Annotated in this window: 20 protein-coding genes; 14 read left to right on the top strand and 6 right to left on the bottom strand. The window is 69.1% G+C overall.

All coding sequences use genetic code 11. From position 1 onward, the window contains the following. Positions 1–88: 88 nt before the first annotated feature. Complete coding sequence (locus ABD260_RS11210) at positions 89–1,150, bottom strand: P1 family peptidase (protein WP_344233356.1); 1,062 nt, start codon at positions 1,148–1,150, stop codon at positions 89–91. Positions 1,151–1,215: 65 nt separating this feature from the next. On the opposite strand from ABD260_RS11210, the gene ABD260_RS11205 reads away from it, so the two are divergent. Next, entirely contained in the window at positions 1,216–1,728 is a 513-nt protein-coding gene (locus ABD260_RS11205; protein WP_344233355.1) for a DUF2087 domain-containing protein, read from the top strand. On the opposite strand, the gene ABD260_RS11200 is transcribed toward ABD260_RS11205, so the two are convergent. Then, a complete protein-coding gene (locus ABD260_RS11200; protein WP_344233354.1) occupies positions 1,721–4,423 on the bottom strand; it encodes a bifunctional acetate--CoA ligase family protein/GNAT family N-acetyltransferase in 2,703 nt (900 codons plus the stop codon). The two genes, ABD260_RS11205 and ABD260_RS11200, sit on opposite strands and share 8 nt — an antisense overlap. 41 nt (positions 4,424–4,464) lie before the next feature. Here ABD260_RS11200 and ABD260_RS11195 point away from each other — a divergent pair, with 41 nt between their 5' ends. From ABD260_RS11195 to ABD260_RS11180, 4 genes are read left to right on the top strand one after another with little or no spacing between them, the layout of a single operon-like run. Continuing rightward, positions 4,465–5,511 carry an ArsB/NhaD family transporter gene (locus ABD260_RS11195; RefSeq protein ID WP_344233353.1) on the top strand — a complete coding sequence of 349 codons (1,047 nt, stop codon included), beginning with the start codon at positions 4,465–4,467 and terminating at the stop codon, positions 5,509–5,511. A 21-nt stretch (positions 5,512–5,532) separates the two neighbouring features. After that, on the top strand, positions 5,533–7,233 hold the full coding sequence (locus ABD260_RS11190) for an AMP-binding protein (protein WP_344233352.1): 1,701 nt from the start codon (positions 5,533–5,535) through the stop codon (positions 7,231–7,233). A 6-nt stretch (positions 7,234–7,239) separates the two neighbouring features. Then, positions 7,240–8,007 (top strand): ABC transporter permease, encoded by a 768-nt coding sequence (locus tag ABD260_RS11185; RefSeq protein WP_344233351.1) that lies wholly within the window; start codon positions 7,240–7,242, stop codon positions 8,005–8,007. Beyond that, positions 8,004–8,252: a DUF2630 family protein gene (locus ABD260_RS11180; RefSeq protein WP_344233349.1), complete on the top strand. Its 249-nt coding sequence runs from the start codon at positions 8,004–8,006 to the stop codon at positions 8,250–8,252. The genes ABD260_RS11185 and ABD260_RS11180 overlap by 4 nt, the downstream gene beginning before the upstream one ends. A gap of 71 nt (positions 8,253–8,323) precedes the next feature. On the opposite strand, the gene ABD260_RS11175 is transcribed toward ABD260_RS11180, so the two are convergent. The 3 genes from ABD260_RS11175 to ABD260_RS11165 are packed head-to-tail and all read right to left on the bottom strand — an operon-like array spanning position 8,324 to position 10,465. Continuing rightward, entirely contained in the window at positions 8,324–8,554 is a 231-nt protein-coding gene (locus tag ABD260_RS11175) for a nitroreductase/quinone reductase family protein (protein ID WP_344233348.1), read from the bottom strand. Positions 8,555–8,558: 4 nt separating this feature from the next. Further along, positions 8,559–9,212: a response regulator transcription factor gene (locus tag ABD260_RS11170; RefSeq protein WP_344233347.1), complete on the bottom strand. Its 654-nt coding sequence runs from the start codon at positions 9,210–9,212 to the stop codon at positions 8,559–8,561. Next, positions 9,194–10,465: a sensor histidine kinase gene (locus ABD260_RS11165; protein ID WP_344233346.1), complete on the bottom strand. Its 1,272-nt coding sequence runs from the start codon at positions 10,463–10,465 to the stop codon at positions 9,194–9,196. Before ABD260_RS11165 ends, ABD260_RS11170 begins: the two co-directional genes overlap by 19 nt. Before the next feature lie 109 nt (positions 10,466–10,574). On the opposite strand from ABD260_RS11165, the gene ABD260_RS11160 reads away from it, so the two are divergent. The 7 genes from ABD260_RS11160 to ABD260_RS11130 all read left to right on the top strand — a co-directional run bounded on the left by ABD260_RS11160 (position 10,575) and on the right by ABD260_RS11130 (position 19,763). Continuing rightward, a complete protein-coding gene (locus ABD260_RS11160; RefSeq protein ID WP_344233345.1) occupies positions 10,575–11,342 on the top strand; it encodes an ABC transporter ATP-binding protein in 768 nt (255 codons plus the stop codon). Further along, positions 11,342–13,276, top strand: coding sequence for an FtsX-like permease family protein (locus tag ABD260_RS11155; protein WP_344233344.1), 1,935 nt, complete (start codon positions 11,342–11,344; stop codon positions 13,274–13,276). Before ABD260_RS11160 ends, ABD260_RS11155 begins: the two co-directional genes overlap by 1 nt. Before the next feature lie 142 nt (positions 13,277–13,418). Beyond that, on the top strand, positions 13,419–15,866 hold the full coding sequence (locus ABD260_RS11150; protein ID WP_344233343.1) for a DNA gyrase/topoisomerase IV subunit A: 2,448 nt from the start codon (positions 13,419–13,421) through the stop codon (positions 15,864–15,866). A 4-nt stretch (positions 15,867–15,870) separates the two neighbouring features. Further along, positions 15,871–16,584, top strand: a complete 714-nt coding sequence (locus tag ABD260_RS11145) for an LppX_LprAFG lipoprotein (protein WP_344233342.1) — start codon at positions 15,871–15,873, stop codon at positions 16,582–16,584. A gap of 8 nt (positions 16,585–16,592) precedes the next feature. After that, positions 16,593–18,257: an MFS transporter gene (locus ABD260_RS11140; protein WP_344233341.1), complete on the top strand. Its 1,665-nt coding sequence runs from the start codon at positions 16,593–16,595 to the stop codon at positions 18,255–18,257. A gap of 43 nt (positions 18,258–18,300) precedes the next feature. Then, complete coding sequence (locus ABD260_RS11135; protein ID WP_344233340.1) at positions 18,301–19,269, top strand: ferredoxin family protein; 969 nt, start codon at positions 18,301–18,303, stop codon at positions 19,267–19,269. Then, positions 19,266–19,763 carry a beta-class carbonic anhydrase gene (locus ABD260_RS11130; RefSeq protein WP_344233339.1) on the top strand — a complete coding sequence of 166 codons (498 nt, stop codon included), beginning with the start codon at positions 19,266–19,268 and terminating at the stop codon, positions 19,761–19,763. The genes ABD260_RS11135 and ABD260_RS11130 overlap by 4 nt, the downstream gene beginning before the upstream one ends. Here the strand turns inward: ABD260_RS11130 and ABD260_RS11125 are convergent. After that, positions 19,747–20,643 carry a TetR/AcrR family transcriptional regulator C-terminal domain-containing protein gene (locus tag ABD260_RS11125; RefSeq protein ID WP_344233338.1) on the bottom strand — a complete coding sequence of 299 codons (897 nt, stop codon included), beginning with the start codon at positions 20,641–20,643 and terminating at the stop codon, positions 19,747–19,749. The genes ABD260_RS11130 and ABD260_RS11125 overlap by 17 nt on opposite strands. Before the next feature lie 93 nt (positions 20,644–20,736). Between ABD260_RS11125 and ABD260_RS11120 the strand changes: the two genes are divergently transcribed. Together ABD260_RS11120 and ABD260_RS11115 are read left to right on the top strand one after the other, a co-directional pair. Further along, positions 20,737–21,306, top strand: a complete 570-nt coding sequence (locus ABD260_RS11120) for a GNAT family N-acetyltransferase (RefSeq protein WP_344233337.1) — start codon at positions 20,737–20,739, stop codon at positions 21,304–21,306. Then, positions 21,306–22,142, top strand: a complete 837-nt coding sequence (locus ABD260_RS11115) for an alpha/beta fold hydrolase (RefSeq protein ID WP_344233336.1) — start codon at positions 21,306–21,308, stop codon at positions 22,140–22,142. Before ABD260_RS11120 ends, ABD260_RS11115 begins: the two co-directional genes overlap by 1 nt. Positions 22,143–22,188 lie beyond the last annotated feature (46 nt).

Below are 22,188 nucleotides of genomic sequence, written 5' to 3'. Positions count from 1 at the left end.
CGCGGCCTGGAATCGTCGGACCGCGGACCGGTGTTCAGGTCGTCTTCCGGCGCCCTTCAGCCATTCGGCGTACGACCTGAGTCGTACGTCAGTCGGTCCGGAAGGCCGACGGGAAGGCGTCGCGGTAGCTCGGGATGGTGCCGGTTGGTGTGTCGACGGACTCGGCGTTGAGCATGGCGTGGACGATCGCACGGGACAGGGTGCGGGCACCTGCGGCGTACACGGTCTCGAGCTGAGCCAGGGCAGCTGGATCTGTAACGCTCAGCCGCGGCAGGCCCGTCGCTGCCGGTTGGGGCGCAGTGGACAGGGCGAAGATGCTGTCGCCGTCGACCAGGGTATGGATGGGGTCGAGGGCGCGGGCCAGGCCGTCGTGCGCGACCATTGCCATCCGGGTGGTGGCTGCCTTGTCGAGCGGTACGTCGGTGGCGACGACGGCGATCACGGTATTCATCGGCGGGCCGGGAATCAGATTGCGTCCGGGCGCCGCGGCCGGCGGCGGTTCGGTCGGCGTACGCAACTGGGCGAACTCGTCACCGAGGCCGAGCCGGGCGCCGTACAGGTTGCCGTCGGCGTCGACCGTCGAACCGGCCGCGTTCACGATCACCAGCGCGCCCACAGTCGTCCCATCGTCCAGCCGCACGCTCGCCGAGCCGACGCCACCCTTGAGCGAGCGCGCCCGGGCACCGGCGCCTGCGCCGTGGTTGCCCAGAGCAACCGGTCCGTCGGTCGCGGCGGCGATCGCGTCCGCGCCCCAGGACGCTTCGGGACGAGCCGTGAAGTCGCCGCCGCGGGCCAGGTCGAAGATCACCGCGGTCGGCACAATCGGTACGACGTCGTGGTCGCCCTGGCCGACGCGGACGCCCTCGCCGCGCTGCTCCAGCCAGCGCATCACGCTGCCGGCCGTGTCCAGACCGAACCCACTGCCGCCGGTCAGTACGATCGCGTTCACGCCGCCGTTCGAGTTCACCGGCGAGAGCAGATCCGTCTCCCGCGTACCGGGCGCGCCGCCGCGGACATCCACGCCCGCGACCGCGGTCGCCGGTGCGTACACGACAGTCGTACCGGTCAGGTACGGCGGATCCAGGCGCTCGACCTGGCCGACCAGGATTCCAGGGACATCGGTGATCGCGTTCTGCGGTCCAGGCTGCATGCGCAAATCTTGTCATGCTCTTGTGATGGCAAAATCCGGTTGCCACCGGCGTTAGCGTGAAACGTATGAACGCCGATCAGCTGTGTGGTCTGCTGGCCGAACCGTCGAGGTTGCGCACGTACTCCGCGATCGTCCTCGGCGCCACCACTCCCGAGCAGATTGCCGGCCGCGCCGGGCTGCCCGCGCCGGTGGTGACGAAGGCACTGCAGCGGCTGACCAAGGGCGGGCTGATCGCGGCGAGCCGGGACGGCTTCAGCGCGGACGAGGACGCCTTCAAGGACGCGGTTCGCGAAGGGCGGCCGGAACGCGTACCGCTGGATCCCGATCCGGCGCGGGACAATGTCCTCAAGTCGTTCATCCGGGACGGCCGGCTGACGCACTTCCCGACCTTCCCGGAGAAGCTGCGGGTCGTGCTCGAGTACCTGGTGCTGAGCTTCGAGACCGGTCGTGCGTACCCGGAGACCGAGGTCAACGAGATCCTCAACCGCTGGCATCCCGACCACGCGGCGCTTCGGCGCGAGCTGGTCGACGCGCGCCTGCTCAACCGCGAGAACAGCGTCTACACGCGGCCTAGGTGAGCCTGCGGGCGGGTGTGTCCTGCCGTGGCTTCTCGTTCGGGGCGATGCGTACGCGGGTGTCGAGCACGGTCGTGCCCTGCGCGGAGACCAGTACGGAGCGCAGGTCCAGGCGGACGACCTCTTCCAGGTCGAGCGTCAGCCGCGAGACCCGGTGCAGCAGGTCCTCGATCGCGGAGATGTCGACCGGATCGGAGCCTCGGTAGCCGTACAACAGCGGCGCGGCCTTCACCTCGCGCACCATCTCGGCCGCGTCCCGCGTCGTCAGCGGCGGCATCCGGTACGACCGATCGCCCAGCAGGTCGGTCGCCACACCGGACAGACCGAACGTCACCACCGGCCCGAACGACACGTCCTCGATGGTCGAGATCACCACCGGTACGCCTGGCGGCGCCATCTTCTGGACCACGAACTGCGCCCGGGCAGGGTCCGACGCGACGCCGAAGGTGTGCGTCATCTCGGCCCAGGCGGCCCGCATGTCGTCCTCGTCGTGGATGTGCCGCCAGATGTCGGCAAGGTCCGGCCGCATCCGCCACTGCTCCGCCGTCGCCTTGAGGATCACCTCGAAGCCGAGGTCCGCCGCCCGGTCGACCGCCTCGTCCGCGCTCAGCACCGGGAACGCCGGCAGCACCGGAATCCCGTAGAAGCTCAGCAGCCGCTGCCGGTCCGCCTCGTCCAGCTCGCTGCCGGCCGGGTGCCGCTGCAGGAACTCCGCGACGAAGTCCTCTCCCCCGGCGGTGTCCACGTCCGGTAGATCCGGAATCCGGCTGTCGGAGCGCCGCCGCCACTCGGCGTACTGGGTGGCCTTCGCGAGCGCACCGACCGCGTACTGCGGGTTCAGGAACGACGGGATCGATCCGCGGGCCGCGCCGCCGTCCTCGTCCGGTACCCGCAGCTCCTCGGGGACGCTACGGGAGGCGAGGAAGGTCGACACGACCGGCTTCTCCGAGTCGGCGGCGGCCGCGGCCAGTACCTGGGCGACCTCGCCGCCGTTCGACTGCACCGGCGGTGTGTAGATCACCACCACCGAGTGCACCTTTTCGTCGGCGAACACCTCCGAAAGCGCGAGCCCGAAGTCGGAGGCGGTCGCGTCGGCGCGCAGGTTCCGCGGTTCGCCGGCCGCCTCCAGCCCGCAGCCGGCCATCGTGTCGAGCGCGAGCAAGGTCAGGGCGTCGGAGTTCGAGACGATCGCGACCCGGCGGCCCTTCGGCAGCGGCTGGTGCGCGAGCAGCTGGGCGACGTCGAACAGCTCACCGGTGGTGTCCACACCGATCAGGCCGCTCTGCCGGAACATCGACTCAATGGTTGCTGGCGGCAACTGGCTGCGGCGGACCATCTGCCCGACCGGTACGCCCTGCGTGGCCCGCCCGGACTTCAGCGCGATCACCGGTTTGCGTCCGGCCAGCCGGCGCGAGACGCGGCTGAACTTGCGCGGGTTGCCGAGCGACTCCAAGTACAGCAGCACCACTTCGGTCGCTTCGTCGGAGTACCAGTACTGCATCAGGTCGTTGCCGGACACGTCCGCGCGGTTGCCGGCCGAGACGAAGCTGGACAGGCCGAGGCCACGACCGGCCATGTCGGCCAGGATCGGTACGCCGAGCGCGCCGGACTGGCAGAAGAACGCGACCCGGCCCTTGCTCGGCATCAGCGGTGACAGCGTGGCGTTCAGCGAGACACCGGTGGCGGTGTTGATCAGGCCGAGCGCGTTCGGTCCGATCACGCGCATGCCGTACGAGCGGGCCAGACCGACCAGGTACCGCTGCCGCTGCCGCCCTTCGTCACCGATCTCGGCGAAGCCGCTGGACACCACGACCAGCCCGCGGACGCCCTTGGCGGCGCAGTCCAGCACGACGTCGGCGACCATCTCCGCCTTCACCGCGACCACGGCCAGGTCGACGGTGTCCGGGACTTCACGGATCGTCGGGTACGCGGGTACGCCCTCGATCTCGTCGACCAGGGTGTCGGTGTTGACCGCGTACAACCGGCCCGGGAACCCGCCGTCGCGGAGGTTCCGCAGCAGGGCGTTGCCGATCGTGCCTTCGCGCCGGCTGGCGCCGATCACCGCGACGCTGCCCGGGGTCAGCAGCCGCGCGATGGAGAGCGCTTCGGAGCGCTGCTCGCGGGCCTGCATCACGCCGAACGAGGTGTCCGTCGGCGCGATGTCGAACTCGACCATGATCACGCCGTCCTCGAACTCACGCGCGACCTTGTACCCGGCCTCGGTGAAGACGGTGATCATCTTCCGGTTGTCCGGCAGCACCTCGGCGACGAACCGGGCCATCCCGTTCTCGCGGGCGGCCTGGGCGAGGTGTTCGAGCAGCAGCTGGCCGAGGCCGCGGCCCTGGTGCGCGTCCTCGATCAGGAACGCGACTTCGGCGGTCCGCCGGCCGGTGCGCTCGTACCGCCCGACGCCGATCATTTCGTCACCGACCGTGACGATCAACGCGAGCCGGTCGTGATAGTCGACCTGAGTGAACCGCGCCACGTCCCGGTCGGACAGCTGCGGGTACGGCGCGAAGAACCGATAGTACTTGGACTGCTCGGACACCCGCGCATAGAACGCCACCAGCAACGCGGCGTCATCCGGCGTGATCGGCCGCAAGTGCGCGGTCGCACCGTCCCGCAGCACGACATCAGCCTCGTACTCCACCGGATAGCCGTCCGGGGGCGCGTGGTCATACTGGTCCGGCGCCGTCACTCGGCCAGCGTACTCAAACAGTTGTCTCGGAGGTTGTGAATTTGGCCGATCGGATCGCGCCGGTGCTGGTGTTCCTGGTCGCGGTGACCGTGATCGCCGAGCTCGCCGACCGCGCGAAGGTGTTCGACGTCGCGGCGCGGGAGGCGGCTCACCTGGCGCGCGGACGGGTCTGGCGGCTGTGGCTGCTGGTTGTCGTCCTGGCTACGGGTCTGACGATCGTGCTTTCCCTGGACACGTGTGCAGTACTGCTGACGCCGGTCGTACTGTCGATGGCGCGTCAGCTGAACATCCCGCCGAAGCTGTTCGCGTTCACCACGGTCTGGCTGGCCGGTACGGCCTCGCTGCTGCTGCCGGTGTCGAACCTCACCAACCTGCTCGCCCTGCACCCGTTCCGCCAGCTGAACGTCAACTACCTGTCAGTGAGCTGGCGACCGGCAATCGCAGCCATCGTCATCACAGTCGGCGTACTCGCCCTCCTCTTCCATCGCGACCTCACCCGCACGTACGAGGTGCCGCCCACTCCACCGGTCGATGACAAGGTGCTGTTCTGGGGCTCCACTGCAGTCTGTGTACTCCTCGGGCCTGCTTTCGTATCCGGTGTCCAAGTTGCCTGGCCGGCCAGCGCCGGTGCGATCATCCTGGTGATCCTGTTCGCGGTCCGGCGGCGCGGTGAGCTGCGGTGGTCCCTGATCCCCTACAAGCTCGTACTCGGCGTGGTCGTGCTGTTCACAGTGGTGAACTTCCTCAGCAACCACGGTCTGGAAGACGTACTGCGCCAGGTGGCCGGTACTACCTCCGAACTGCGGTTGAGCGCGACCGCCGCCCTGGGCGCGAACCTGTTCGACAACCTCCCGGCGTACCTCGCGATGGAGCCAGTGGCGTCCAGCGACCCGCACCGGATGATGGCGCTGCTCATCGGCGTCAACTGCGGGTGCCTGCTCACCCTGTGGGGTTCTCTGGCCACTCTGCTCTGGCGGTCGCGCTGCCGCGCCGCCGGCGTACGCATCTCCTGGTGGTCGTTCCTGTGGCGCGGGCTGATCCTGACGCCACTGGTCGTGGCCGGTTGTGTTCTCGCGCTGAACAGCTGATGAATGGGTAATGTGCGGACCATGGCGACGGAGCAGAGCACTTCGGACGTGACCCGGGAGTTCCGGGCGGCGCGCGACTTCCTGGTCGCTCATCGCGACGACTACGAGACCGCGTACCGGGACTTCAGCTGGCCGCGGTTCGAGCGGTTCAACTGGGCCCGGGACTGGTTCGACGCGCTGGCGGTCGAGCAGCCGGAGGTCGCGGCGCTGACGATCGTCGAAGAGGACGGTCAGGTCAGCACGCGCACGTACGCCGAGATGGCCGAGCGGTCCCGTCAGGTCGCCGGGTGGCTCACCCAGGCCGGGCTGAAGCCGGGTGACCGGGTGCTGATCGTGCTGGGGAACCAGGTCGAGCTGTGGGAGACCATGCTCGCCTGCATCCGGGCCGGTGCGGTGATGATCCCCGCGACCACGCTGCTCACCGACGCCGACCTGGCCGACCGCATCGCGCGGGGCAACGTGCGGGTCGTGGTGACGAGTGGCGCCGACGCCGGGCGGTACGCCGGGATCGCGGACGAGTGCATCCGCGTCGCCGTGGGCGCACCTGCCGACGGGTGGCTGCACTACCCGGACAGTGCCGCGTACGACGGACCGATCCCCGTGGTCGACACTGCCGCCGACGACGCGCTGCTGCTCTACTTCACCTCCGGTACGACCAGCCAGCCGAAGCTGGTCGAGCACACGCAGGTCAGTTACCCGCTCGGGCATCTGTCCACCATGTACTGGATCGGCCTCCAACCGGGCGACGTACACCTCAACGTGTCATCCCCTGGCTGGGCGAAGCACTCCTGGAGCAATGTCTTCGCGCCGTGGAACGCCGGGGCGACTGTCTTCCTGTACAACTACCCGCGCTTCAACGCCGACCGGATGCTGGGCGTCCTGCAGGCGTACGGGGTGACCACCTTCTGCGCACCGCCGACGGTCTGGCGGATGCTCATCCAGGCGGACCTGACGGCTGTGGATGTGAAAATCCGGGAGTGCATCTCGGCCGGTGAGCCGCTCAACCCCGAGGTGATCGAGCAGGTCCGGAACGCCTGGGACATCACTATCCGGGACGGGTACGGGCAGACCGAGACGACCGCACAGATCGGGAATCCGCCGGGCCAGCCGGTGAAGCTCGGCTCGATGGGCCGGCCGCTGCCCGGGTACAGCATCGCGCTGATCGACCCGGCCAGCGACGAGATCGGCGACGACGGCGAGATCTGCATCGAGCTCGCGCCCGCGCCGGTACCGCTGATGCGCGGTTACCGGGACGCGCAGGAGTTGACCGACGAGGTGATGCGGAACGGGTACTACCACACCGGTGATGTCGCGAGCCGGGACACCGACGGGTACATCACGTACGTCGGGCGCTCGGACGACGTGTTCAAGGCGAGTGACTACCGGATCTCGCCGTTCGAGCTGGAGTCGGTGCTGATCGAGCATCCGGCGGTCGCGGAGGCCGCTGTGGTGCCGTCGCCGGATCCGGTCCGGCTGGCGGTGCCGAAGGCGTACGTGGTGCTGGCGGCCGGGCATGAGCCGTCGCGGGAGTTGGCCGGGGAGATCCTGGCGTTCTGCCGCGAGCACCTGGCGCCGTACAAACGGATCCGCCGGCTCGAGTTCGCCGAGCTGCCGAAGACGATCTCCGGGAAGATCCGTCGCGTCGAGCTGCGCGCGGACGAGGCGGCCAAGGTGGAAAGCGGTACGAGCGGCCAGACGTATGACGAGGCCGACTTCAAGTAGACCTGGATGTCCTTTCACACCGGCCTCGGCTGGGCAGCTGTTGTCGTCCTGCCCTTGCTGATCGCGATCGGCGTCGCTGCGTCCCGGTACGCGGGCCTGCGCCACGACAAGGGGATCGTCACCGCGGCGCTGCGTGCGGTTGTGCAGTTGGCTGCTGTCGGTGCGGTCGTCGGCGTCGCGCTGCAGTACACGGTGGGCGCGATCGCGTTTGTCGGGTTGATGTTCGTCGTCGCCACTGTGACGAGTACGCGGCGGCTTCAGCACACCGCGAAGATCCCGGGGCAGTGGGCGTACTGTGCGGCGGCGATCGGGGGTGGGGCGTTCGCCGTGCTGTTGCTGTTGATCCTGCCTGGTGTCGTACCGCGGAACCCGGCGAGCATCCTGCCGATGGGCGGCATCATCGTCGGTGGCGCGATGACCGCGACCACGCTGGCCGGGCGGCGGGTGCTGGGCGAGTACGGGAACCGGTTCGGGGAGTTCGAAGCCGGACTGTCCATCGGGCTGCTGCAGCCGGATGCGTTCAAGCTGGTCGTCGGCCCGGTCGCCGGCGACGCGCTGCTGCCCGCGCTGGACCAGACCCGAACGGTCGGCCTGGTGACGCTCCCCGGTGCCTTCGTCGGGATGGTGCTGGGTGGCGCCTCCCCCGTTCAGGCCGCGGCGCTTCAGCTGGTCGTTCTGATCGGCCTGGTCGCCGCCGAGGCGATCGCGATCCTGGTCCTCACCGAGCTGTTGTCCCGCTCACGGCTGCCGGACGGGCGTACGGTTTCCCCATGAGCGACGACAAGAGCATCTTCAGCCGGATCGACGAGCTTGTGGCGGAAGAGCACGAGCTCCGGACCAAGCACGCGGCCGGGCAGGGCGGCGACACCGACGAGCAGACGCGGCTGCGTGCGCTCGAAGTGGAGCTGGACCAGTGCTGGGACCTGCTCCGGCAGCGGCGCGCGAAGCGTGAGTTCGGCGAGAACCCGGACGACGCCACCGCCCGCTCGTCGGACACGGTCGAGGGCTACCTGAACTGATCAGAAACCGCGCAGTTTCTCCGGAGTGATCCGGATCAGCACCGAGTACGACGCATGAAACTCCTCCGGCGTCATCCCGAGCCGTTCACCGCCACCTGCGGCCGCGCGGCCACGTTCCGGAGCTTCGCCTTCCCCGGCTGACTACAGATCAAAATCTCGCCGTCATGCCACAAGAACCACACCGGATTGGGCGCCGGCGTCCCCGACTTGCCAACGGTCGTCAGCCAAACCACCGTCTCATCCGCTAGCTGCCGCTCAATCCGCTTCCCAAACCCAGTCGAACTGTCAATCGTGAACGTCATCCGGTCAGCCTCTCAGGTAGGTGAGGACGGCGGAGACTCGGCGGTCGCGGCCGTCGTCGAGGTCCAGTTTGGCGAAGATGTTGCCGACGTGTTTGCGGACGGCGGCCTCGCTGACCACCAGTTGCTCGGCGATGGACGCGTTCACGCGGCCTTCGGCCATCAGGGCGAGTACCTCCAGTTCGCGTGGGGTGAGTGCCGCCAGCGGACCGTCGTTGCGGCGGCGTGCCAGCAGCTGCCGGACCACCTCCGGATCCACCACGGTACCGCCGCTCGCAACCCGGTCCAGTGACTCCAGGAACTCGGTGACATGACCGACGCGGTCCTTCAGCAGGTACCCGATTCCGCCGGTGGTTGTCTCCAGCAACGATGACAGGTACGCGTCGGCGACGTACTGCGAGAGCACCAGGATGCCGATCGCCGGCAGCTCGTCGCGGATCGCGGCCGCGGCCCGCAGGCCCTCGTCGCTGTGCCCGGGCGGCATCCGCACGTCGGTGATCACCAGGTCCGGCGGCTCCTTCCGCACCACCGCCAGCAGCGTGTCCGCGTCCCCCACGGTGTCGCGGACGTCATGACCGGCGCGGTCCAGGATGCTCGCCAAACCCTCGCGCAGCAGCAGCGAGTCTTCGGCCAGCACGATGCTCAGTCGCCGAGTCGGCACGGGCACTCCATCCTCAGTCGGGTCGGCCCACCGGGTGGGCTGTCGACGTCGAGTGTGCCGCCCAGCGCGTCCAGCCTGGTCACCAGCCCCGTCAGTCCGGTCCCACCACCCAGCGTCGCCCCGCCGATCCCGTCGTCGCGTACGTTCACGACCAGCTGGTCGCGATCCACCCAGCCGGTCACCTCGCACTTGGTCGCCTGGGCGTGCTTCGCCACGTTCGACAGCGCCTCACTGACGACGAAGTACGCCGCCGCCTCGATCGGCGTCGGCAACCGCGGCACCGACATGGTCAGTACGACCGGCAGCGGCATCCGGTCCGCGACCTCACGGACGGCCGCCTCAAGGCCATGATCGACCAGTACGCGCGGGTGGATGCCCCGTACCGCGGCCCGCAGGTCCGCGAGCGCGGCCTCCGCCTCGGAGTGCGCCTTGACGACCAGCCGGCGCCCCTCCCCCTCCGGCAGATCCAGCTCGGCCAGGCCGAGGGTCATGGTCAGGCCGACCAGCCGCTGCTGCACGCCGTCGTGCAGGTGCCGCTCGATCCGCACCCGCTCGGTCTCGAACGCGTCCACCAGGTCCAGGCGGGATCGCCGGATCTCCGCCAGGTTCCGCTGCAGCTCCTCCTGCCGCGGACCGAGCATCGCCTTCGCCAGCTCGACCTCGGCGCCCGCGATCGCCCCCAGCAGGTACGAGCTGATCGCGAAGAAAGGCGGCCCGAACAGGACCGTGAACAGCAACCCTTCCGCGATCGAGTTGATCTTCCACGACCACATCTGCACATCGCCGGTCTCCGAGAGCAGCGGTGTCGCGAGGGTGATGAGCAGCACGGTGGCGCTCAGTCCCCCGAACAAGGCGCTGAACGGCCAGACGAACACCGAGTACACGACCGAGTACCCGAGCGCCCGCATCGACGACTGCTCACGGCGGCGGAACTTGTACCGCTCCCGGAGCGACAGCCCGAGCGGGAGCTTGGCGTGCGGACTCTTGATCCCGTCGACGAGCAGCAGCCCGGCCCGCCACCGTTCGAACCAGCCGATGCCCGCGCCGATCAGCGGGAACGCCATCATCATCATGATCCCGATGAAGATCGGACTGAGTACGGCACCGAGGCCGGCAGCTCCGACCAGTACGCACAGCGCCAGCGCACCGGCCGGGATGGAGGTCAGCAGGTAGGCGTACACCCGCCACGGCCAGGACGAGACGAGGTAGCGCGGCGACGCCATCGCTGCCCACACCGTCTTCGGGTCATCCACGTGCCAACCCTAGGCGGCGGTACGCCTCTCCAGCGGTAGCGTGCGCGCTACTGCGGCTCTCACCCACAGGCCAGGGTCAGCGGCGTGGCATTCCGGTTGGCTTGGAACCATGACCGCTACCGCGCCCATGTACCCCTCCGTCGCCCCCGGCGAGCCGCCGGCGCTCCTGCTGGACGGCATCACCAAGACGTACCGCTCCAAGGCCGGAGCGGTCGACGCGCTGCGCGGTGTCACGTACCACTTCGCGCGCGGCTCGTTCACCGCGGTGATGGGCCCGTCCGGCTCCGGCAAGTCGACGCTGCTGCAGTGCGCGGCCGGACTCGACCAGCCGACCAGCGGCGCCGTCGTCCTCAACGGGATCAACCTGAACGGCCTGAGCGAAGTGGAGCTCACCAAACTGCGCCGCGCGGAGATGGGCTTCGTCTTCCAGGCGTACAACCTGCTGCCGTCCCTGACCGTGTACGACAACGTGGCGCTACCGCTCCGCCTGACCGGAAAGCGGCCGGCCCGCAATGACGTACACGGCGTGCTGAACCAGGTAGGGCTGGACGGCAAGGCCAAGCGCCGCCCGGCGGAACTGTCCGGTGGCCAGCAGCAACGAGTGGCGATCGCACGGGCCCTGATCACCCGCCCGTCGGTCTTCTTCGCCGACGAGCCGACCGGGGCGCTGGACAGCGGTACCAGCCGCCAGGTACTCGCACTGCTCCGCGACGCGACCGACCGCGCGGGTCAGACCGTTGTCATGGTCACCCACGACCCGGTCGCGGCCGCGTACGCCGAGCGGGTGCTGTTCCTGTCGGACGGACTGCTCGCCGGGCACCTGGACCGGGCCAACCCGGCGCAGATCGCCGCTGCGATGAGTGACCTGGAGAAGTGATGTTCTACCTCAGCCGGCAGACCGTCGGCCGGCACAGATCGCTGTACGCGGGTGCGTTCGTCGCACTGGCTGTCGGAGTGTTCCTACTCGGTCTGGCTGCCACAGCAACCGCCGCCACCATCGCGTACAGCGGCCCGAAGGCCGCAAGCATCACTGTCACCACCCTGGGCGGTCGGGACACCCCACCGCACACTGAGCGCGTCGCACTGACTCACGACGACGTGTCCGGGCTGCAGACCGTACTGAGCATGGTCGGCACGATCAGTGGCTTCATCACCGTCTTCGTCATCGCCAGTACGTTCGCCTTCGTGGTCGCGTCGCGGCGCCGGGAGATCGGACTGCTCCGGCTGATCGGCGCCACGCCCCGGCAGATCCGCCGGATGATCCTCGGCGAGGCATTGGTGGTCGCCCTGGGCGCCGCGCTGACCGGAGCGCTCGCTGCACACCTCGCTACGCCACTGCTGCTCAGCAAGGCGTCGTACACCGAGCTGGCGCCGGTGAAGTTGGAGCCGGCCTCGCCCTGGGCGCCGCTGGCGATCGCGGTCGGCGCTGGCTTGGTGGTCGCGATGCTCGGGGCGCGGTCGGCCGCCAAGCGGGCCGGAAAGGTCGGGCCGATCGACGCACTCCGCGAGGCCGCCCTGGAGCCACCACGGATCGGTCCGGTACGGATCGTGTTCGGCGCACTGTTCTTCGCCGGGGCGATCGCGATGCTGACGTTGATCCGGCCGTCCACAGGCGAGGGCGCCGTACCGCTGGCGATGTTCACGCCGATGATCCTGGTGATCGCGCTGACGCTGCTCGCACCGCTCGTCGTACCGCTGGTCGGGCGGTTGTGGGCTGCGCCGCTGGTCGCGTGGACCAATGTGTCCGGGCGGCTGGCCCGCAGCAACGTCATCGCGGCACCGCGCCGGAGTGCGTCGCTGGCGGCGCCGATCCTGTCCATCTCGGCGATCGCCGGATCGATGGTCCTCAGCCTGAGCTTCGCCGCCGACAGCGAGGCGGCGAGCATCCGGGACGCAGTCCGCGCGCCGATCGTCGTCAACGGTCCGGCGGCGGTGACCGGTTCAGACGTCGATGTGGTGGATGCTCCGTTGCCGATCCAGGTGGTGCGGATCTCGGACGAGTACGCGCAGCTCGAGGACGCGGAGGGCATCGATCCCGCGATCGCGAGCCGTACACGGGACATGACGCCGCGCTCCGGCGATCTGCGCGACCTGACCGGGAACACCGTGGCGGTCAGCAAGTCGGCGGCCAGCGTCGAGCACTACAAGGTCGGTGACGAGATCCCGATGGTGTTCGCCGACAAAACCCGCGTGCGGCTGCGGGTGGTGGCGATCGTGAAAGACACGTTCAGCGTGAGCGCTTCGTACCTGATCCCGATGGACCTGGCCCGGAAGCACGCCCCGACCGTCCAGCCGGACCGGAGCTTCGTGCTGCCGGTCGCCGGCGTGGATCCGGGCGATCTGGTCAAGAAGCTGCCGAATGCCCAGCTCGCGGTGGACTGGGAGGCTGACCAGGCCGCCGGGCTGCGGAAGGGCAACCAGTTCGGGCTGATCCTGCTGCTCGGACCGGCCGCGCTCTACAGCGCGATCGCGATCGCCAACACCCTGCTGATGGGCAGTCTGCAGCGGCGGCACGAGTTCATCACCTCGCGGCTGCTCGGCGCGACACCCGCGCAGATCCGGCGGATGGTGCTCTGGGAGTCCTCCCTGGTCGGCGCGGTCGCGCTCAGCCTCGGCACCGCGATCACCCTCACGGTCGGCATCCTGATCCGGCACGCGATGACGGCGGGCGTCGCCGACGTACCGGTGACCGTTCCCTGGGGTGTGCTGCTGGGCATCGGCGGACTTTGTCTGACCCTGGCGGTAGGGTCCGCACTGGCCCCGACCACGTACCTGCTGCGCCGGTCCCAGCCGGCCGCCGCAGTGGACTAGACCACCCGGGCGGCCAGTGCGGACCGGGACAGTGCCGACCGGGCGGGTCGCGGCCGGGAAACAGCCGTTGACCAGGGACAATGTGGACAGCGCCGGACCGTCGCGGCGCCGTACCGTTTGAACGAGGAGTGCGTAGACCCGCATGGCACGCCGTACCAGCACCGCCGAACCCGAGGACTTCGAGGAGCGCATCCTCGACATCGACGTCTCCGACGAGATGCGTACCAGCTACCTGGAGTACGCGTACTCGGTGATCTACGCGCGGGCGCTGCCGGACGCGCGGGACGGGCTGAAACCGGTCCAGCGGCGGATCCTGTTCTCGATGGCGGAGAACAACATCCGCCCGGACCGCGCGCACGTGAAGTGCGCCCGCGTCGTCGGTGAAGTGATGGGTAAGTACCACCCGCACGGCGACGGCGCGATCTACGACGCCCTGGTCCGGACCGGCCAGACCTGGTCGATGCGCGTGCCGCTGATCGACCCGCACGGCAACTTCGGCTCGCTCGACGACGGCCCGGCCGCGATGCGGTACACCGAGTGCCGGATGGCGCCGTCCGCGCTCGCGATGACCAACGGCCTGGACGAGAACGTCGTCGACTTCCGGCCGAACTACGACGGCCAGGAAGAGGAGCCGTCGGTGCTGCCGGCCGCCTTCCCGAACCTGCTGGTCAACGGCGCCGCCGGGATCGCGGTCGGGATGGCCACCAGCATGGCCCCGCACAACCTGGTCGAGGTGATCCAGGCGCTCCGGCACCTGATCAAGTCCCCGACCGCCGACCTGGACGACCTGATGCGGTTCGTTCCCGGGCCGGACCTGCCGACCGGCGGCAAGATCGTCGGCCTGGACGGCATCAAGGACGCGTACGCGACCGGGCGCGGCAGCTTCAAGATGCGCGCCACCGCCCGGATCGAGAACGTCACCCCGCGCCGCAAGGGCATCGTGGTCACCGAACTGCCGTACTCGGTCGGCCCGGAGAAGGTGATCGAGAAGATCAAGACGCTGGTCCAGAGCAAGAAGCTGCAGGGCATCGCCGACGTCAAGGACCTGACCGACCGGACCCACGGCACCCAGCTGGTGATCGAGGTCAAGAACGGCTTCGTCCCGGAAGCGCTGCTCGAGCAGCTGTACAAGCTGACCCCGCTCGAGGACTCGTTCCACGTCAACAACGTCTGCCTGGTCGAGGGCCAGCCGCGGACGCTCGGCCTGAAGCAGCTGCTCGAGGTCTACCTCCAGCACCGGTACGACGTGGTCAAGCGGCGCAGTGAGTTCCGCCGGCAGAAGGCCCAGGACCGGCTGCACATCGTCGAGGGCATGCTGATCGCGATCCTCGACATCGACGAGGTCATCCAGGTGATCCGGAGCAGCGATGACACCGCTGCCGCGCGGGCCCGGCTGATCGAGATCTACGACTTGTCCGAGATCCAGGCCAACTACATCCTGGACATGCCGCTGCGCCGGCTGACCAAGTTCTCCAAGCTCGAGCTGGAGACCGAGAAGGGTGAGCTGGAGCGCGAGATCGAGGCCCTGACCGCGATCATCGAGAACCAGGACCTGCTCCGCAAGACCGTCTCCGACGAGCTCGCCGAGGTCGCCAAGACGTACGGCACGCCGCGCCGGACCGTACTGCTGGAGTCGTCCGGCGCCACCAAGACCGCGGCCGTGCCGCTCGAGGTCAGCGACGACCCGTGCTGGATCCTGATGAGCTCGACCGGGCTGCTCGCGCGGACCAACGGGGTCGAGCCGTTCGGCCCGAGCGACGCCCGGGCCAAGCACGACGCGATCGTGTCCGTGATCAAGAGCACCGCGCGTGGTCAGTACGGGCTGGTCACCAGCGCAGGCCGGTTGATCCGGCTCGAGTCGCTCGATCTTCCGGCTGTGCCGACGACGGCCAGCGCGCCGAACTTGCAGGGCGGCGCGCCGATCGCCGAGTTCGTCTCGCTGGAGCCGGGTGAGCGGGCGCTGGCGCTGACCACGATGGATCCCGAGTCGGTGGGTGTCGCGCTGGGTACGGCGGGCGGCGTGGTGAAGCGGGTCGTGCCGGATCACCTGTCCAACCGTGACTCGTGGGAGATCGTCGGTCTGAAGGACGGCGACGAGGTGGTCGGCGCGGTCGAGCTGACGACGGGCGAGGAGGAGTTGTGCTTCATCACGTCCGACGCGCAGCTCCTGCACTTCCCCGCCTCCGCCGTACGCCCGCAGGGCCGGACCGCCGGCGGTATGGCGGGTGTCCGGTTGAGCAGTGGGGCGAAGGTGGTCTTCTTCGGGGCCGTTGACACTGGTCGCGAGGCGCACGTGCTCACGATCGCGGGTACGTCATCAGCACTGCCCGGGACCGAGGTCGGCGCCGTAAAGGTGACTCCCTTCAGCGAGTACCCAGGTAAGGGCCGCGGGACCGGTGGCGTGCGCTGCCAGCGACTGCTCAAGGGCGAGGACGGGTTGCTGCTCGGCTACATCGGCGCCGCGCCGCTGAAGGCGAGTGCCAGCAGCGGTGCCCCGGTGGACCTGCCGCCGATCGACCCGCGGCGGGACGGCTCCGGCATCCCGGTCGCGCAACCGATCGCTGCCTGCGCCGCCGATCTGGCAGGCTGATCCCGTGAAGAGACTGCTCGCGCTCGGCGCGACCGTTGTCCTGGCGTTGACGCTGACGAGCTGCAACGGCAAGAAGGACAGCGGCGGTGGCGGCCAGTCGGGTGGTGGCGACGCCGTCACCCTGCTGACCGAGGCCAAGAAGTCCATCGACGACGCCGCCAGCGTGCACATCGTGCTGACCGGCCGTGACCTGCCGGACAACGCGCAGACCCTCGCCAGCGGTGACGGTGTCGCGACGCACGCACCGGCCTTCAAGGGCAAGCTGACCGTACGGTCCGGTGGCTCGCCGATCGACGCCGAGGTGATCGCCGTCGGCAGCAAGGTGTACGCGAAGCTGTCCTTCACGCCGGCGTACATCGAGCTGCCACCGTCCCAGCTCGACAAGCTGGGCGCGCCGGACCCTGCCCTGCTGCTTGACCCAACCAAGGGCTTGACCGCGGTGCTGCCTGGGCTGACCGACCCGAAGATCAAGGGCGAGACCCGGCAGGGCTCGAAGGTGCTGACCGAGATCACCGGCTCCGTCCCGGGCAAGGCGCTGCAGGGCATCTTCCCGAAGGCGCCTGCTGACGGGAAGTTCGACGGCACGTTCAAGATCGACAAGGACGCGCAGCAGCTGGTCGCGGCCACCATCACCGGGCCGTTCTACTCAGGCTCCACCAGCAGCTACGACGTCACCCTGGACAAGTACGGCGAGACGGTCGAGATCACCAAGCCGTGAGGCCGGTGGTGAGCAACCCCAGGACCCACCTCACCCTGGCGTCGATCGCGGTCGCCTTCGCGGCCGCCGACACGTACGTGGTCGTGCTCGCGCTGCCGGACATGATGTCCGGCGTCGGGCTGTCCGCGGACGAGCTGCAGCGGGCCGCGCCGATCATCTCCGGGTTCCTGCTCGGGTACATCGCCGTGCTGCCGCTGATCGGCCGGATCGCGGACGTGGTCGGGCGTACGCCAGTGCTGGTCGGCGCGCTGCTGCTCTTCGCGGTCGGATCGCTCGTCACGGCCGGCGCGTACGACCTCTCCCTGGTGGTAACCGGTCGGTTTCTTCAGGGCGTCGGCGGTGGTGGGCTGGTCCCGGCGACGCTCGCGCTGGTCGCTGATCTGTGGCCGGCTGAGCGGCGTGGACTGCCGCTCGGTGTGGTCGGTGCGGTGCAGGAGCTCGGCTCGGTGCTCGGTCCGCTCCTGGGCGCGGCGGTGCTCGCGGTGGCTGACTGGCGGTACATCTTCTGGCTCAACCTGACCGTCGCGATCGTCCTCGCGTTGCTGCTTCGCGGGCGAAGATGGCCTCCGCTGTCGGGCATCGTCGGCGTACTCGCCTGTGTCGCGCTTGGCCTGACGCTGACCGCGCCGCAGCGGCTCGCGTCAGGTGTCACGCTCGGCCTGCCGTTCGTACCGTTCACCGGCACGTCGCGGCTGTTGACGCCGATCGGCGTGGTCACGCTGGTGCTCGCGCTGGCCTGGCTCGGGCTCGTCCTGTGGCGCACTCGCGGTGTTCTGCCGGGCGTACTGGCGCAGGTCGATCTCGTCGGCGCGCTGCTGGTCGCGCTCGCGCTGGCCGGTGTCGTACTCGCCTTCGCGACGGCTGATCCCGAGAAGCACCTGATGTCGCCGGCCGGGCCGTGGCTGCTGGTCGCGGCCGCCGTCTTCGCGGTGGCGTTCGGGTTGTGGCAGCGGCGCACGAAGGCCGCGATTGTGCCGCGGGGTCTGCTCGGCGCGCGTCCGGCGTGGGGCTCCCTGGTGGTCAGTTTTCTGATCGGTTGTGCGTTGATCGCGGCGCTGGTCGACGTACCCGTCTTCGCGCGGACCACCCAAGGTGGTGGGCAGCTGGCGGCGGCGCTGGTTCTCGTACGCTTCCTGATCGCACTTCCGGTCGGTGCGGTCGTCGGCGGCTCGCTGACCCGCCGGTACGGGCTGGGGCTGATCACGGGCGCCGGACTGGGGCTGTCCGGGGCAATGTTCGTGGTGATGGCGTACTGGAGCCGTACGGCGCTGGATCACTGGCCCGCGACCGTCGTACTGCTCGCTTGCGGTTTCGGTTTCGGGCTCGCGCTTTCGCCCTTGAACACGGCGATGCTGGGTGCGACGCCGGCCGGCAGCCACGGACTGGTGAGTGCGCTGGTCGTGGTCGCGCGGATGGTCGGCATGCTGGTCGGGGTTTCGGCGCTGACCGCGATCGGCCTGCGGCGGTACTACGCGATCGCCGACCACATCAAGTCACCGAACGAACTCTGCCCGGACTCCCCCGGCACCTGCCGGCCGTTCGTGGACGCACTCCGCGACGCGGCCGTTTCACAAGTTCACGCGATCTTCGCCGGAGCCGCCGCGTGTGCGTTCCTGGCGGCTCTGCTGGCCGTGTTACTGCTCGGTCGGCGTGGTGTTGTGCACACATCCTGATCAGCATGAGGGACTGGCGTCTCACCTCGCGTACGGTGATGCTGTGCCTTCAGTGCCCCCAGCGCCCTCAGTGACCCACGCGCCCGACGCGACCGGCCGGCCGGGTCTGTGCTCGACGTACTGCCGCGTGCTGGGCGAGCCGCTGGCGGGCACCGCGGTCGTGGCCGCCGGCTGGGTCGTCGTCGAGCAGCCCGGGCCCTGGGGCGCGAAGGCACCGACGCAGAGTCACCTCGATCCGGTGTTCGGCGGGGCGTACGACGCGAAGTGCAAGAAGGCCGACGTACGGTTCGGGCTGATCCGCTCCCCTGGACGGCACGCGGACGCGGTGGAACGGGCCCATCAGGTCTTCGTCGCCTCGACCCGCCCAGGGCGTACCTGGCTGCTCGGCGGCCGGATCGCCGACCCAGCAGAGCTGACCGACCTTGATCTCGCCGCGGTGGCCCGGGGCGACCGTACGGCCGCCCTCGCCTCGTTGCCTGCCCTGCAGGTAGTGGACGAGCCGATCGTGCTGGTGTGTACGAACGGCAAACGCGACGAATGCTGCGCTCTGCTCGGCCGGCCGTTGGTGTCGGCGCTCGCGGAGCGGGCACCGGGGCGCGTGTGGGAGGCCAATCACCTCGGCGGACACCGGTTCGCGCCGACCGCTACGTACCTGCCGGCCGGCACCATGCACGGGCACCTCACCGCCGGCACCGCGGTCGAGGCGCTCGCCGCCGCCACCCGCGGCGAAACCATCCTGACCGGGCTCCGCGGTCGGTCCACCTGGACCAAGCGCGGTCAGGCCGCGGAGGTCGCCGTCCGCGCGCTCATCGGCGAGCTCGCGCTCGAGGCCTTGACCGTCACCGACGAGGGTCCGGAACTCGTCACCGTACGGCACGCCGACGGCCGGTCCTGGACCGTGCCGGTCACCAGTGCGCCCGCAGATCCACCCCGTCCGGACTCGTGTGGAAAGGAACCGTTCGCGATGTCGATCCTGCAAACCGGTACCCCAATCTCAGGTGGCGTGCGATGAGCGGCGGGTTCGACGACCTGCTCGCCGCGAACGCCGAGTACGTCGCCGACTTCCACTACGGCGGGTTCGACGGGATCGCCCACGCCGGCATCGGCCTGGTCACCTGTATGGACTCCCGGATCCCGCCGCTGGAAATGCTCGGCCTCAAACCCGGCGACGCCAAGGTCCTCCGCTCGGCCGGCGGCCGGGTCACCGAGATCACCCTGACCGGCCTCGTCCTCGGCGTCCAGCTGCTCGGCGTCCGCCGGATCATGATCATCCCGCACACTCGCTGCGCGATGGCCGCGATGTCCGAAGACGAGCTCCGCGCCAAGGTCGAACTCGCCGCCGGGAAGCCGGCCGGTTACCTGCCGATCTCGGTCATCCCCGACCAGCTGGAAGCTCTCCGCCGCGACGTCGCCGCGGTCCGCGAGCACCCGCTGATCGGCGACGAGATCCTGGTCGGCGGCTTCATGTACGACGTCGACAACGGGAAGCTCACCCAGATCGACTGACCAGCATCCCGAAGCCGTCGAGGTGCCTTGCCAGGCTGTACTCGAACAGTTCACCCAGATCGGCCACAGCGTCGCCTGGGACAGCTGCCAGCAGCGGGAAACGTCCGTCGGCGAGCAGGTCGTCGGCGCGACGTTGCTTGTCCATCCACCACCGGTCGAGGCTGACACCGGTTTCCTGTTCAGCCTCGACCTCATCAGCCATCGCCCGGGCCGCCGCGATCACCAAACCGTGCAGGCTCAGCGCTTCCCGTACCCGGTCCTCGATCGGTAGGTCCAAGCCGTCGAGGGCGCGCATGGTCCACTCGGTTTGCGCGGTCAGATTCGGTACCAGCAGCGGGCGGGTGAACGAGACTGTTGCCGCCAGCCACAAATGCCGGCGGCACAGCTCCCATTGCCGGCGGGCGATCAGCTCGAGCTTGGGCCGCCAGCCGTCCGGGCCTGGGTCGGGGAGCTCGTACTCCCCGAACACCGCGTCGACCATCTCGGTCAGCAACTCGTCCTTGCCCTGGACGTGGCGGTAGAGCGACATCGTCCCGACTCCGAGCTCAACCGCCACCCGCCGCATCGATACTGCCTGCACCCCTTCGCCATCCGCCACCGACACAGCAGCCCGCAGCACCTGCCCCTTGGTCAGCACCGCCCGTCCTTCTCGACGCGCCGGCGGCCGGCGAGGCGCTGCGACGACGGTGCCTGAACCAACCTTGGATTCGACCAGTCCGGCATCGCGGAGTACGCCGATCACTTTGGTGGCCGTTGCGATCGCGATCCCCCATCGGCGCGAGATCTCCCGCACCGAAGGCACCCGGTCTCCCGGGCGCAACTCCCCACTCAGAATCAACATCCGCAGTTCGCGGGCAACGACCTCGTACCGGGCTTCCACCGCTCAAGTGTACTAGTTCACTCGGCCTGCGTGTGGAACACTTTCGTCTTTGTGTGTAAGCGTTTTCGAGTAGTGCGTGAGTACGGTGTACGCATGATCCGCCGTGCCACCTCCGCCGAGTACGAGACAGTCGTCAACGTACTGAGCGACGCCTTCACCACCGACCCACTCACTCGCTGGCTCTTTCCCGACACCATCGAGCTCGCCACGACGTTCTACTTCCACCCGCTCCTGGCTCACCCCGCCGCCGAAGCCGACCTCACACCAGGCAACACGGCCGCCTCAATTTGGCTCCACCTCAACCGCGGCCAATCCGCATACGGCGAGCCGTCCAAGCGACCTATACCCGCCGCTGCGCACCGATTGCAGGCGCTCGGCGGGGCACTCGCACCAAGACATCCACGCGACCAGGCGTACATCTATCTCCCCTGCATGGGCGTCGCCCCTGCGCACCGCGGGACCGGCCTCGGATCAGCCATGCTCCGGCACCGCCTTGCCTGGGCCGACTCGCTCGGGCTCGGCACGTACCTGGAGGCCAGCTCACCCCGCAGCCGAGCGCTCTACCTCCGCCACGGCTTCCACGACCACAGCGAACCGATCCGCCTCGCCGACAGCCTGAGCATCTGGCCGATGTCGCGACCTACAGCAACAGGAGAACTCTGATGACCAACTTTGTCTTCGTTCATGGCACCCACTCGTCCTCGGGTGCCTGGACTGATCTCGTCAACGAGCTCACGCTTCGCGGGCATCGGTGCGTGACCGTCGACCTGCCGGGCCACGGTACGAGCGGCTACTTCCCGCCCGCGTACCAGGCGCCGCAGGACCTTCGCGCGCTCGCCACGGAGCCTTCCCCGCTCGCAAGCATCACGCTCGACGACTACGTCGACCACACGATCGCTGTCGTACGCCGAGCCCACGAACACGGGCCGGTCGTCCTCGTCGGCGCGAGCCAGGGTGGGGTCACGGTCAGCCGCGTCGGCAACGCCGTACCGGAACTGCTGCAGCGGGTCGTGTACGTGGCGGCGTACTGCTGCGTCGACCTGCCGAGCATGGCCGCGTACTTCGCCACCCCCGAAAACAGCGAGAGCCTCGTCGACCAGGTCACCAAGGCAGTCGCCGGTGATCCCGCGGTGCTCGGTGTGGCCCGGGTCAACTGGCGTACGGCCGACCCGGACCTTATCGCCGGTATCAAGGAATGCCTGGCCGACGACTTCACCGACGAGGCGATGCACAACCTCCTGAACCACTTCCAGCCCGACGAGCCCGCCGCGATCCCCCTCGCCGACGCCCGCGGCCACGCCGACACGTGGGGCCGCATCCCCCGCACGTACATCCGTTTCACCAACGACCGCCTGATCCCACCGGCCCTCCAAACCCGCTTCATCACCGAAGCCGACCGCCTCACCCCCACCAACCCCACCGACGTCCACGACCTCCCCCTCCCCCACGCCGGCCCCATGAACCACCCCGCCCTAATCCCCCTCTTCACCCACCTCTGACCTGGCAGCTTCTCCACCCGTGTTGTGGGTTCTCCACCGGTATACG

It is taken from the genome of Kribbella hippodromi, from assembly GCF_039531045.1.
In the GTDB taxonomy this organism is placed as follows: Bacteria; Actinomycetota; Actinomycetes; order Propionibacteriales; family Kribbellaceae; genus Kribbella; species Kribbella hippodromi.
Note: the sequence above shows the minus strand (reverse complement) of the source record. Positions and strands in the feature narration are given on the sequence as shown.